Source organism: Clostridium manihotivorum (assembly GCF_004015185.1).
GTDB lineage: Bacteria > Bacillota > Clostridia > Clostridiales > Clostridiaceae > Clostridium_AR > Clostridium_AR manihotivorum.
The window spans coordinates 3,680,775-3,693,517 of sequence record NZ_CP025746.1; the positions used below are offsets into that span (position 1 = coordinate 3,680,775).

At 31.3% G+C, this 12,743-nt stretch carries 11 protein-coding genes and 1 pseudogene; 3 read left to right on the forward strand and 9 right to left on the reverse strand.

Features of this window, described 5'->3' with window-relative positions; translation table 11 throughout:
• The first annotated feature begins 227 nt into the window (after positions 1-227).
• Positions 228-1,541 (forward strand): esterase/lipase family protein, encoded by a 1,314-nt coding sequence (locus tag C1I91_RS16645; RefSeq protein ID WP_128213867.1) that lies wholly within the window; start codon positions 228-230, stop codon positions 1,539-1,541.
• Positions 1,542-1,761: 220 nt separating this feature from the next.
• On the opposite strand, the gene C1I91_RS16650 is transcribed toward C1I91_RS16645, so the two are convergent.
• The 3 genes from C1I91_RS16650 to C1I91_RS16660 form a co-directional block, all read right to left on the reverse strand.
• A complete protein-coding gene (locus tag C1I91_RS16650; protein WP_128213868.1) occupies positions 1,762-2,406 on the reverse strand; it encodes a YczE/YyaS/YitT family protein in 645 nt (214 codons plus the stop codon).
• A 378-nt stretch (positions 2,407-2,784) separates the two neighbouring features.
• On the reverse strand, positions 2,785-3,732 hold the full coding sequence (locus C1I91_RS16655) for a glycoside hydrolase family 43 protein (RefSeq protein ID WP_238475808.1): 948 nt from the start codon (positions 3,730-3,732) through the stop codon (positions 2,785-2,787).
• A gap of 436 nt (positions 3,733-4,168) precedes the next feature.
• Positions 4,169-5,620 carry a UDP-N-acetylmuramoyl-L-alanyl-D-glutamate--2,6-diaminopimelate ligase gene (locus C1I91_RS16660; protein WP_128213870.1) on the reverse strand — a complete coding sequence of 484 codons (1,452 nt, stop codon included), beginning with the start codon at positions 5,618-5,620 and terminating at the stop codon, positions 4,169-4,171.
• Between the two features lie 352 nt (positions 5,621-5,972).
• Here C1I91_RS16660 and C1I91_RS16665 point away from each other — a divergent pair.
• Positions 5,973-6,227 (forward strand): annotated as a pseudogene (locus C1I91_RS16665) (AraC family ligand binding domain-containing protein); the annotation flags it as partial.
• A 73-nt stretch (positions 6,228-6,300) separates the two neighbouring features.
• Here C1I91_RS16665 and C1I91_RS16670 read toward each other — a convergent pair.
• The 6 genes from C1I91_RS16670 to C1I91_RS16695 form a co-directional block, all read right to left on the reverse strand.
• The gene (locus tag C1I91_RS16670; RefSeq protein WP_128213379.1) at positions 6,301-7,446 is read right to left on the reverse strand and encodes an IS3 family transposase; all 1,146 of its coding nucleotides are present in this window, start codon (positions 7,444-7,446) and stop codon (positions 6,301-6,303) included.
• A 189-nt stretch (positions 7,447-7,635) separates the two neighbouring features.
• Positions 7,636-8,133: a hypothetical protein gene (locus C1I91_RS16675; protein WP_128213872.1), complete on the reverse strand. Its 498-nt coding sequence runs from the start codon at positions 8,131-8,133 to the stop codon at positions 7,636-7,638.
• Between the two features lie 22 nt (positions 8,134-8,155).
• Positions 8,156-8,620 (reverse strand): pyridoxamine 5'-phosphate oxidase family protein, encoded by a 465-nt coding sequence (locus tag C1I91_RS16680; RefSeq protein WP_128213873.1) that lies wholly within the window; start codon positions 8,618-8,620, stop codon positions 8,156-8,158.
• A 20-nt stretch (positions 8,621-8,640) separates the two neighbouring features.
• Complete coding sequence (locus tag C1I91_RS16685; protein WP_128213874.1) at positions 8,641-10,251, reverse strand: hypothetical protein; 1,611 nt, start codon at positions 10,249-10,251, stop codon at positions 8,641-8,643.
• Positions 10,244-10,954 (reverse strand): ABC transporter ATP-binding protein, encoded by a 711-nt coding sequence (locus tag C1I91_RS16690; protein WP_128213875.1) that lies wholly within the window; start codon positions 10,952-10,954, stop codon positions 10,244-10,246. Before C1I91_RS16690 ends, C1I91_RS16685 begins: the two co-directional genes overlap by 8 nt.
• A 247-nt stretch (positions 10,955-11,201) precedes the next feature.
• Entirely contained in the window at positions 11,202-11,906 is a 705-nt protein-coding gene (locus C1I91_RS16695; protein ID WP_238475809.1) for an HAD-IA family hydrolase, read from the reverse strand.
• A 185-nt stretch (positions 11,907-12,091) separates the two neighbouring features.
• On the opposite strand from C1I91_RS16695, the gene C1I91_RS16700 reads away from it, so the two are divergent.
• On the forward strand, positions 12,092-12,652 hold the full coding sequence (locus C1I91_RS16700; protein WP_128213877.1) for a P-loop nucleotide/nucleoside kinase family protein: 561 nt from the start codon (positions 12,092-12,094) through the stop codon (positions 12,650-12,652).
• Positions 12,653-12,743 lie beyond the last annotated feature (91 nt).

The window sequence follows — 12,743 nt, forward strand, 5'->3', positions numbered from 1 at the left end:
TAAATAATTTAACAGCCTTACTGGTACATATTTAAAGATACTTAAACTACAAATTTACTAAAACATATAAGAATCGTTGCTATTCTAAGATATTTAAAGCTTTATATTTGTACTACTCAGTACAATAAACTTTTTAACCTAAAGAGGTATTTTACAGATTTATACAAATGCTCTACTTCGTGCTATATTGTACTTGTCAGTACAAAAAAATAGTGAGGTGTTTCATTATGAAAAACTCTATTAAAAAATCGTTAATTTTAATGCTAGCTTTTATAGTATCTTTCTTCATCCCATCTACAGGAACCTTAGTTAAGGCTAGCACCTCCCAAACTCAAACTTCAACTATAACTTCATCATTACCTCAGCTAAATAATGATTACCCAATTGTAATGGTTCACGGTCTCTTTGGCTGGGGAAATGATGAACTTTTTGGAATTAACTATTGGGGTGGCCAAAATAGTCTTAAGGATTTATTAACCTCAAAAGGTTATAAAGTCTTTACGCCAACCATTGGTTCTATATCTAGCAACTGGGATAGAGCCTGTGAATTGTATGCTTACTTAAAAGGCGGCACCGTGGACTATGGCGAAGAACATTCAAAGAAAGATGGACATTCCCGTTATGGAAGAACTTACCCAGGAGTTTATCCAGAGCTTGGAACAATAGGTCCAAATGGCCTTAGAAAAATTCATTTAATTGGTCACAGCATGGGTGGTGAAACCATTAGAGTATTAGCCCAATTACTTGAAAATGGAGATCCAGATGAGATAAAAAATAATACAAAAGATATAAGTCCACTATTCGCAGGAAATCATCATTGGATAGACAGTATAACTACAATTGGAACTCCCCATGATGGAAGTCAAGAGGACGAAAAACAGGATAACTTAGAACCTTTCTTTCATCAAATCTTTGCAGCTATGGCAAGTAGAGGCGGAATAATTTATTCGAGCAATCCTTGCTTTGATTTTAGAATGGATCAATGGGGCTTAAAGAAACAACCAGGCGAATCCTTTGACAGTTATGCTCATAGAGTTTTTAGCAGCAATCTGTGGAAACAAACAAAAGATTTAAGTATATGGGATCTATCACAAGAAGGTGCAAAAGAACTTAACACTTGGGTTAAGGCGCAAAGTGATATTTATTACTTCTCCATAGCCTGTGTAGATACCCATGAAGATTTACTTACAGGTCATCAGTTTCCTAATGTTAATATGGATCCATTACTTTTAAAAAGTTCTATATTTATGGGACAATACACTAACTCTACTCCAGGTAAAGTGCAAGTTGACAGCTCCTGGTGGAGAAATGATGGAATCGTTAGTGTTAGATCTGCCATAGCTCCACATGAGGGCTCCACAGATAGAATTATAAACTATAATGCAAATGCTACTACACAAAAGGGAGTATGGAACTACATGGGAGAAATAAATGATGTAGATCATATAGAAGTGGTATCTCAAGATAATCCTATACATCAAAAATATCTACAAAACAGATTCATTGATTTAGCTAAAATGCTAAACAACCTACCTAAATAGCTTATTAATTCTTCACTATAGGTATAGATAAAAGCAGATATTTATAATTTATAATTTTATAGAAGCCATGCATTAAAGTCGGCTCGTTTAACCTTTTATGCATGGCTTCTATTTGTAAAAGTGCTTTTATGCCTTTTTCAATAATTTCTTTTTATTAACCTTTTTTAATAGCCTATTTTTTAAGAATAGAAAAGCTTTCTATTCTTAATAGTACTTTATTTTATTCAACCAAACTGAACTTTCTTAAAGTAGGTGTTATAAGTCTCATGAACCAATCTATTAACGGTCCATAGATAAGCATACCAATTATTGTACCTTCTCTTACTGTCAGCTTGTTTCTAAAAATCAATGCAACTGCAACAGAAATAATAATAGATAATAGGTCTACTGCTTGCCTTATGCTACCAAAATTCTTATTAATTCTTTTAGCTACAACCATACATGCAGATTCTAAAGGAAAACTAATAAAGTTAATAGCCATGATAACAGACACTGCAAAAGCACAAAGAATGAAACATGTAAATAGCAATATTAAGCTTACAAAATAACTGTCTACAGTGAATTTTGAACATATGTCATAATATACATAATTTATCACTAGTCCCACAAGTATAGATGCAAATACTTGTAGAGCATGTTTTACTTTAAATTCCTTCTTTAATAAAAGTAATTGAAGAAGCACACAGCTTATATTTAGTATCATAGAAAGAGTTCCTACTTTTACTACTAATACTGTTGATATAGTTTGACTGAGTGCATCCCATGCAGTAACTCCTATAGCAGCTTTAAGCCCTAGGCTTGCCCCAATTGCCGTTAATATGATGTTGATAGTTACGACTATAAATTTACTAATACTCTTTTTCATCTAATCTCCTTCTATAGGGAACTTTTATAAAAATTTCATTTATACATATTTGACAATCATCTCATATAAAATTATCAAATAATGCTCAGCTTAAGTTTATTTAATGTGAACCCATAGAGTTCCTAACTCAACTATTAATTTAATAAATAAATTTCATACCTTATAATAATATACAAAATTTAGACAAACTTAAATATGTAGATATAAAAAACAATACTAATTTATCTTTTTTATTAAAAAAACACATTCCACTTCCATTATATGTTTACCATGTAATACTTTTGAACTATAATTTTAGTAAGCTTATATAATAACAAAAGAATTTATGATGCAATATCATAAATTCTTTTATTCTAAGCTAAAATATAAACTTATCGATTAATCTAACTCAAAACGTGGTCTTCCATCGTTGTCCCATTTTATCTTCATAACCATAGTGTGACGATTGTAATCGTATAACGGATTACCAACGATCTTTTCATATGGACGAGCATGATAAATTAATAGATCATCTCCATCCTCTGAAACAGTAAAGCTGTTATGGCCTGGACCATATATATTTCTTTCAGGATCAGTTGCGAAAACTGGATATCTTGATTTTCTCCAAGATTGTGGGTCAAGTAAATCAGCTGTGTCATCAGCTTCTAAAAGCCCCATGCAATAAGCAGCTCCAGTTGAACTACAAGAGAACGTTACAAATATCTTGCCATTTCTTTTTAGTACTGCTGGTCCCTCATTTACCCAGAACTCAAATCTTTCCCAATCATAATCAGGTGTAGTTAGTAGGACTTGTACAGTTTTTAGCTTAATTGGTGATTCCATCTCTGCTATATAAAGATTAGAAATTCCACCTTCTCCGCCTACCTTCTCAGCCCATATAAAATATCTCTTCCCATTATGTTCAAATACTGTAGCATCCAATGAGAAATCAGTAAATGAATAAGGATCATTATCAGCTCTTTGCATCATGCCTCTTTCAACCCATAGGTCAGACATTGGTTCATCTCCAGTACACTCTAAAACATATGGACGTATCTTCCATACATCTTCCTTTTCACCTGCAGCAAAATATATAAACCATTTTCCATCAAGGTAATGAATTTCTGGTGCCCATATATGTTCACTCATAGGACCACTTTCATGTCTTTTCCAAACTGCTTTTGTTTCAGCTGTAGCTAAACCATCTATGGTTTTTGATCTTCTAAGCTCGATATAATCATAAGTTGGTACAGAAGCAGTAAAATAGTAATATCCATCAGTATGTTTATATACATACGGATCTGCTCTCTGCTCAATTAAAGGTTTTGTAAAAGTATTTGCGATCATCCGTTTATTCCCCCTAGACATTAACTAAATAGATTAAAACACTTTATGTTTTTCTAAAACAATTCAACCTAACACCATTATATATCATATCTAATTTAATTTCTATACCTTTGATTTAATATTTATTAAAATAAACAAAATTTATTTTAAATAATTAATTTAACATAACAAATAAAAAATCATATATTATTTTATATATCCATTAAAAATTATATTCTTTTTATATAAAAATAAGAGGATTTATCGAGTTTTCCTACTCAATAAATCCTTTTACGATTTTTTCTAAAACCTTAATCAAAAACCAATTTAATGAATACAATCACTATTTTATAATTATTTAAAAAGGTCTTATAAAGCTTAGATCTTTTTTTCTAATTGAAGGGATCCAAACTTATAGCTCATTATTATTCTTCGGATTACTTAGTTGTTAAGATGTTTAGGTAAAGTAACTTAAAACCTCCTCCTCATCGCTAAAATGAATAGTTTCATCCTTTATGATTTGATAACTTTCATGGCCCTTACCAGCTATAATTACAGCATCCTCAGGTTTAGCTATATTAAGTGCTCTATTAATTGCTAGCTTTCTATCTTGTTCTCTTTCAAATTTGCAATTAGTACTAATTAACCCCTTTTCAATATCTTCTATTATCTTTATTGGATTTTCCTTTCTAGGATTGTCTGATGTAACTATGCAATAATCACTAAATGTGCCTGCAATTTCACCCATTATAGCTCTTTTACTAGAATCTCTGTTTCCGCCACAACCAAAAACTAATATTATTTTGCCCTTACTAATTTGCTTTACTGAAACAAGAATATTTTTTAGGGCATCCGGCGTGTGAGCGTAGTCTACTATAACTAAAGTACCCTTATTATTAGGAATGGCTTGAAATCTCCCTGGCACTCCTTTTATTTCCTTAACAGCTTCTATAACCTCCACTAATTCAAAACCAATAAGATTGCAGCTAGCAATAGCGGCTAAAACATTGTAAACACTGAATCTTCCAGGTACATTAAGTTCTACCTTAAAAGTTTTGTTATCATGTATAAGGTTAAAGTGTACTGAACTATTGTTATACTCTATATCTTGCGCCTGAAAATCACACTTTTTATTTACACCATATCCTAAAACCTTGCATTTTGAACTAGCTAATATCTCTATGGAAAATGGATCATCAACATTTACCACTGCATTTTTACACATGTTAAAAAGCTTTAGTTTAGCTACCTTATAGTTTTCCATGGTTCCATGTTCCTCTAGGTGATCCTGAGTTATATTTGTAAATACCCCTACATCAAATTCACAGCCATAAACTCTATCCTTAGCTAAAGCTGAAGAAGTGACCTCTACTACCGAATGTGTTGCTCCTAATTCAACCATCTCTGAAAAAGTGCTTTGTAGTTCTATTGAATCTGGAGTGGTTGGATTTAATTTTTCAGTTTTCATTTTTTGGCCTAAAAGAGTATTTTGTATTGTTCCGATTACTCCACATTTAACTTTAAGAGCTTCGAGGATTTGTTCTATAAAATAACTAGTTGAGGTTTTTCCATTAGTTCCTGTAATCCCAATTACTTTGAGAGATTTCATTGGCTCTCCAAAGTATTTTGAAGCTATCATCGACATTGCTTTTCTAGAGTCTTTAACTTTAATAACAGTTATATTTTGGGGTACGCTTTTAATATCATGTTCAATAATTAATGCAACAGCCCCCTTCTCAGCTACTTCTAGAATAAAGTCATGTCTATCCACATTTTTATTCTTTACAGCAATAAACAAAGCTTTATCGCTAACACTCCTTGAATCCCACGTTATATGATCTACTTCAACAGCTGTATTTCCTTCTAATATTTCATACTTAATTCCTTCTAAAAGTGTACTTAATATCATATTTTCCTCCTACATATTGGTTTACAATAATATTTCTAAAATCACTTACTGAATAACATTTCCTTTCATATACCACTTTCCTTATAAATTATTATATACTCACCATTTGCGCATTATATTGTAATAACTGCTTATTTTATTGCATATAGTGCTATAATATAAACAATAAAATAAATCATGGTAAAGCTATCTATCTTAACCTAATGCTTAATGTTATTTAAGTACTGTGTTGAAATCAAGTGGTTAATAATCCGATACTTAATTTATCCATGCCCCATAATACAAAGCAGCGTGGATTATCGAACATGTATAAATTAAGTTTTTATAAAGAATCCCTATAGGAGGTATTAAAATGAGCGAAGAATTCAGTACAAACAATAATAAAAGAGGCTATCTTAATGAGGATTTTCTATTTTTTAAACTAAGAGATCAAAAAAGAACTGAATTTGAATTACATTACCATGATTTTAGTAAAATAATCTTTTTTATATCTGGTGATGTTACTTATATAATAGAGGGTAAATCCTATAAGCTAAGGCCCTGGGACATATTGCTAGTAGGAAAAGACGATCTTCACTTACCGGTGATAAGTCCTTCTGAGCCATATTATAGTGGCTCGATTGTCAAGACAAAAATATTTAAGTTTACAATGAACCATATTTTACCATTATGTAGTTGCACTATGCAGTAATACCAAGTAGCACAGGATAGTAGTTTTCTGCCGGAGTTTGATAGCCAAGTGCAGAGTGGAGCTTTTCAAAATTGTAGCTGTGGATAAAATCACCAATCTGCTTACGGGCATCTCTTATGTTAACATAGTCCTTCAGGTAGACTTCGTCATATTTGAGCGTGCGGAACCAGCGTTCAATCATGATATTGTCTGCCCATCTGCTCTTACCATCCATGCTAATTTTGACTCTATGGTTTTCCACAAAGCTAATATACTCATGACCTGTGAATTGGTCGCCTTGATCAGAGTTCAATGTTTCAGGTTTAGCAACAGAAAAGGCTTTTTCAAGAGCGCTTTTAACCATATTTGTGGATAACGTATCGTCCAGCTCCCAGCCTACGATGAGACGACTGTGCCAGTCGATAATGGCTGTCAGATAGACAAAACCATGTTTGAGGCGGATGTAGGTTATATCGATAGACCATGCTTGATTCGGCCTTACAATATCCACATTCCTAAGAAGATAAGGGTATATCTTGTGTCCTTTAGCAGGCTTGGACAGGTTGGGTTTAGGGTAGATCGCATGTATGTCCATATCCTGCATGTACCTGCGAGTCTTCAATCTACCTATATCGAATCCTTGGCGCTGCAGCTGCTTTGAAATCTGCCTGGAGCCCCAGGATGGGTTGTCAGTGTGCATTCTATCTATGGAGTCTTTTATAGCTAATTCTGTTTCAGACGGACTTTTACTCTTGTAGTATGCACTGGTACGGTTTACGTCCAGTAATTCAGCTACTGTGGATAAAGGGAGTTCCTTGCTATCTTTTTGGGCGCGGAGTAAATTTACTCTCCCAATCAGGTCCAAAGAGTTCTTCAGATTTTTTTTGAGCCAATCAACCTGCGTAGTTAACTGACCAACTTTCTTATATAGATCATCCTTCTCCGCTTCGCTTGATTTAAGGCTTTCTTTAAGCTTTTCATCCTTTTTATTATCAAAGGCATTGGCGGCGTTTTCGAGGAATTCGCTCTTCCAGTTACGCAACTGGTTTGGAGCAATCTCGTGTTCACTTGCCAGCTGGCTCAACTCCTTTTCGCCTTTTAGTAGCTCTATTATTACTTTAGCTTTGAATTCTGGTGTGAATGTTCTTTTTCTCATAATGAAAACCTGCTTTCTTTTGATACTTTTATTATATCAGGTTCATTATATTTAACTCATATTTTTGTTGAGTTTTCTTAGACCATTATAAATTTCAATACTATAAAAATGAGCTATCACCTTTTCAGTGACAACTCATTTCTATAACAATATAACATTTTGAACTTTAGAACACTTTATAACTATATACTATTTAATAAAGTATCCAGTTATATAAACACCTATTAAAGCTAGTGAAAATAATATATATTGAGCTGAACTCATGAAAGCATTGTATAATTTAATGCCAACTATTGATATTGCGAAAGTTAAAAGTATAAGAAAAATACCTAGTCTAAAATTATGAAATAAAGCTTCATATGTTATCCTCTCATTATTAAAAAAAACATAAGAAATACTTGCAAAGAAATATGCAAAATAAATAGCAATACTACTTTTTTGTATTTCTTCCTGCTTTCTTGAAGTTAAATTCTTATAGCTTATATATCTTTTTTTACCATAAAGAAGCGAATAATATCTTTCAAAAAAGTTATCAAATTTCTTTAAATCTAAGCCAAAAATTAATGAAGCTGTAAGCAAAATTATAGCTGCTAATCTGCTACCCATCATAGGTGTGAGAATAGCAACAATTGCAAACATTATACTAACAATAATTGAGTTCTCCAATATCCCCTCAAACCGCTTCACTTAACCCCCTCCCTACATCTTTCTACCTTCTAGCCTTCCCTGTAACTTTATCAATATCAATTTCTATAACTTTTGTTCTATGTTTTGCTTTCTCTATATACAACTTTCCTTCTTCAAGAAAAGCATTAGAATACTTTTCAATAATCTTATATAATGCTTTATCTTTAACTTCTCCACTTACCTCTGTAGCATGTCCATAAATAACTACACTTCTATATCTTGTACTAAACTGGTCAGGTAAAACCTCAGTGTCAGATACTACGCAAAATGACACCTTGTTATTATGACTTATATTATTTAACTTCTCTCCTTCAGTTGCACTATGAAAATATATTTTATTATCTAGATATACATAGTTCAACGGCACTGCCGAAGGATAACCATGCTCTCCAATAGTTGATAACACCCCAAATTCTCCTTTGTGTAATATTTCTGTTATCTCTATTTCTTCAATTTTTCTATCTTTTCTTCTCATTTCTTTAAACATAATATTCTCCTTTATTAAAGTTACTCCTTCAATTTAAAAGTTTTTGGCGCAAGCTTATAAGTTAGTAAAATAGCAATTATGGTGTATAAAATAGTGACAACTAATACACCTATTGTAAAGTAAAAAGAACTTGTTTTAAAATTCAAGCAAAAATAACTTATAAAGTAAATAATAGCATTGGAAATCTTATAAAAAGGACTTTTCACTGTTAATTCTGCAGTATAAGGCTGAACAACGTAATACATGAATAAATGATGTATTGAGAAAAAGCAGGCTAAGCATAAAATAGATACAAAATATGGTATCATTGAAAATAAACGTCCCGAAGCGCCACAGACTAATATAACAACCATGATAGAAATCATTAATACCACTGCAGGAATTAAATTAAGTAGTATAATTTTCTTAACTCTATAGTTAAAATTGCTTAAAATAGTCTTGCTTTCGCGATAAAAGCCATATCTTAAAAGACTCACATCACAGTTATGGAACATAGCCTTACATACCCTCTCTCCTGTTGACATAATATAAAGGATAAACACCATAACAGGCTGACTTCTATCTATATACTTCAGCACTCCACTCTTTTCACCTGGAAATATAACAAGATATCCTACAAAGAATACTAAAATGGCTAAAATTAAATAAACTCTGATTTTTATTGGATATATCATTATCTTTCTGTGTCTATAAAAGAATATGGAATTCAAATAATCATACCCTTGCTTTTTGTCAAACCTACTTGAGTCTAAAAGTTCTTTGCCAACTCGCTTTTCATTTAGTTCAACATTAGAAAACTGCATTTTAACTTTTGCTGTTTCTGGATTAAAGATATTTTCTTTTACAAAAACCTTCTTAGCAATAAGCTTGTAATTCCTATACTTAAATACATATACTACAGATAAGAAAGCTAAAATAAATATTAAACAAACTAAAAATGGTCTAAATAGAATATGCTGAAAACTAATAGATATATTAAGCAATGGCAGGCCATAGGCTAGAAATAGTGAAATCAATATAACCAAAGTACTAATAATCTTTGTTTGCGCTAGCACCTTCTTAGTTTTATTGTAAAAAATCAGCTGTAAAAATTCCCCTGTATACCTAACAAATAATATCTCAATTAACAAAATTAAAGAATTTAAAAAAGCGATTTTAAATATAAGCCCAAATATAAACAGTGGAATTGTCATGTTTATTATACTTACAGTTTTTTCATAAATCATGTGACTTAATAAATACTCTTTTGCATCACATCTCATCAAATTTATCATGTCATAAGCTTCTTTATTGGTAATATCAAAAATAGAACTTTTTATTACAGGGCCTATTATAAAGCTCAAGAAAAAATAAATATTTAAAAATACGCCGTAAAAATCGCCTTTATCTTTGGTTATGAGATATGCTGGCAAAACTATCATGATTCCAATATATAGTGCAGCCTTAAAAAAACCCCCTATGAATTTAAGTATAGTATTTAAAACTCCAAAGAAGGTTTTAATGCCAGTTTCCTTGTACAATCTATCCGGTATCTTTTTCCCCACTAGTGGAAGTCTCTTTAGGAAAAAGATAAATGAATTTGCATTTTGAGCAAAGGATACATTGAAGCTATTTATAAAAGTTTTAAGCATCACCTTCCTCCTTTAAGATTTCCATAATCTTGTTTTCAAAATCATCACTCTTAAGAACGTCATTACTTATTTCCTCAAGAATTCCATTGTTTAAAACTACAATTTCATCGCATAAGTCTGTAGCAAGCTGCAGTATATGTGTAGAGAATATTAATATATGTTCGCTTTTTATCTGTTTCAGAAGATTCTTTATCTGCAGTGCAACTACCACATCTAATGAGGTTAATGGCTCATCTAAAAGAATTATCGGCGGTCTAGTAATCAGAAAGCAGATCATTTGAATCTTATTTTTCATACCATGAGAATATCCTTTGATAAGCCTATGTCTGTCCTCTTCTTCAATTTTTATCATATCAAAATACTCTTCTATAGTTAGAAGACTTTGGATCTTACTCTTATTTATATCTATATAAAACTTTAAAAACTCATATCCAGTTAGGAACTCTGGCAGAATAGGTTGAGAGAATACAAAACCTACCTTAGAATAATCAATAATAGTTTCCTTATTGTTCTCATCAAGTAATGTAACTTTGCCTCCATCACATTCCATTTCACCGCTTATACAATTAAACAAGGTGGTCTTACCAGCTCCATTACGGCCAAGCAATCCATATATTTTCCCCTTTTCGAAAGTAAAAGACGCATCCTTTAAAACCTTTTTTTCTCCAAAGGCTTTTTCAACATTATTTAATACTAATTTCATCACTTTTCCTCCAAATAATTATTACTAAAACCTTAATTTCCATGAAGTTATAGGTAACCTATATGAAAACTTAATTTATATTTATTATAAAATCACGGCTTCTGGGGATTATCGGGCATATATAACTTAATAGTTGAAGTTGGAACCCTATATCTCAATTCGCAATAAAATTTATGTTTTCAAATACTCTTCTAAGCCATTAGAAGAGTTTTAAAAATAGCTTTATTGTCGAAGCTGTATATTTACCTTAAAGATCTAATAGACTTTTTATAACTCTATGTTTTCTACAGGTAAACTTATGATACATGAAGCTTTTTTCATCCCTACAAAGCAGTAGAGATTCTATTCCAAGCTTTTTAGCACCATCGCAATTTTTAATATTATCATCTATAAAAATACACTGTTCTGCTTTCATATTGAGCTCTTGTAGCGCTGATTTGTACATAAACTCATTAGGTTTAGTTACACCTAGCTTTGATGATATTATAAAGGATGAGAAATACTTTCTTAAGTCAGCCTGTACAAAAACATTTTCTAGTGAAGGCCATGCATCTGAAACTATTGCCAGTTTATAATCTACACTTAGTTTTGTAACCACTTCTTTTGCATCCTCATAAAAAGTATATTTCTTATTGTTATATACTAAATCCTTCGTTAAATCCTTAATAGAGCTATCAGTCAAGTTTAGCTCCGTAAGTTCCTCAGAGAAAATACGATAGAATTTATAGAAATGTTCATATTCCTCATGCTCAGTTTTTATATAATTCTGCTGACTAATATATTCTTGAGCTTTAACAAATGCATTATTAATTTTATTTTTATCAATCTTTTTATATTTTTCTGCATCTATGTATTTGAAAAAATTACTAGTTATAAACCAGTGACCTGTTTTAGGATAGTTTAATACTTTTCCAGAATCAAATAATATTGCTTTAACTTGTTTATTAATCATCATTTTCTCCCTATAATATCAATATCTGTAGCAAATTAACTTTATTATATTTTATTTTACTCTACCTTTAAACTATGAACCATATTTTTAATAAAAAATTTATTTAGTATTTTGTAGTATATGTGATATAATTAACAATGTTATTGTGATTAATTACAAAAAAACTAAATAAGGACGGCGATCTAATGAAGAAATATTTAATGTTAATAGGCTCTCCACCAGCATGTGGAAAGACTTTCGTATCTACAGAAATAGCTAAGAAGCTTCCAAACCCAGTTTATTTGGACAAGGATACAATAATCCCTCTATCAAAAATGATATATAGAGCTGCAAATGAACCTTATAATAGAGACTCAGCTTTTTTCAAAGAATATGTAAGAAATGCTGAATATGAAGCAATCATGGATGTAGCTTTTGAATCCTTACAGTTTAATTCTCACGTAATGGTCAATGCTCCCTTTGCTAAAGAATTTAGAGATGAAACTTATATTAGCAGACTTAAGGACAAGCTTAAGACTTATGATGCAGAATTAGTACAAGTTTGGGTACATTGTGACATAGATGTATGTCATCAAAGAATGATAGAAAGAAATTCTGATAGAGATACCTGGAAGCTTAATAACTGGGACGAATACGTTAGAGGTCAAGACTTCTCCACTCCTGAGGTTGAAGGAATACATATTATTGACAACTCTGGTTCAGACTCTGTAAGAAATGACATAGAAAAATTAATAAAGATATTATAGGATATTCCTATAATATCTTTATTAATTTACATAAAAATGTGATATAAATTTAAATATACAAATTATTTTAAAACAAACTTTTTGGGGTGAT

What these genes read in the sequence shown, in the direction of transcription:
- C1I91_RS16645 (WP_128213867.1), top strand. Translation starts at nt 228, where the DNA reads ATGAAAAACTCTATTAAAAAATCGTTAATTTTAATGCTAGCTTTTATA.
- C1I91_RS16650 (WP_128213868.1), bottom strand. Translation starts at nt 2,406, where the DNA reads ATGAAAAAGAGTATTAGTAAATTTATAGTCGTAACTATCAACATCATA.
- C1I91_RS16655 (WP_238475808.1), bottom strand. Translation starts at nt 3,732, where the DNA reads ATGATCGCAAATACTTTTACAAAACCTTTAATTGAGCAGAGAGCAGAT.
- C1I91_RS16660 (WP_128213870.1), bottom strand. Translation starts at nt 5,620, where the DNA reads ATGATATTAAGTACACTTTTAGAAGGAATTAAGTATGAAATATTAGAA.
- C1I91_RS16670 (WP_128213379.1), bottom strand. Translation starts at nt 7,446, where the DNA reads ATGAGAAAAAGAACATTCACACCAGAATTCAAAGCTAAAGTAATAATA.
- C1I91_RS16680 (WP_128213873.1), bottom strand. Translation starts at nt 8,620, where the DNA reads ATGTTTAAAGAAATGAGAAGAAAAGATAGAAAAATTGAAGAAATAGAG.
- C1I91_RS16685 (WP_128213874.1), bottom strand. Translation starts at nt 10,251, where the DNA reads ATGCTTAAAACTTTTATAAATAGCTTCAATGTATCCTTTGCTCAAAAT.
- C1I91_RS16690 (WP_128213875.1), bottom strand. Translation starts at nt 10,954, where the DNA reads ATGAAATTAGTATTAAATAATGTTGAAAAAGCCTTTGGAGAAAAAAAG.
- C1I91_RS16695 (WP_238475809.1), bottom strand. Translation starts at nt 11,906, where the DNA reads ATGATTAATAAACAAGTTAAAGCAATATTATTTGATTCTGGAAAAGTA.
- C1I91_RS16700 (WP_128213877.1), top strand. Translation starts at nt 12,092, where the DNA reads ATGAAGAAATATTTAATGTTAATAGGCTCTCCACCAGCATGTGGAAAG.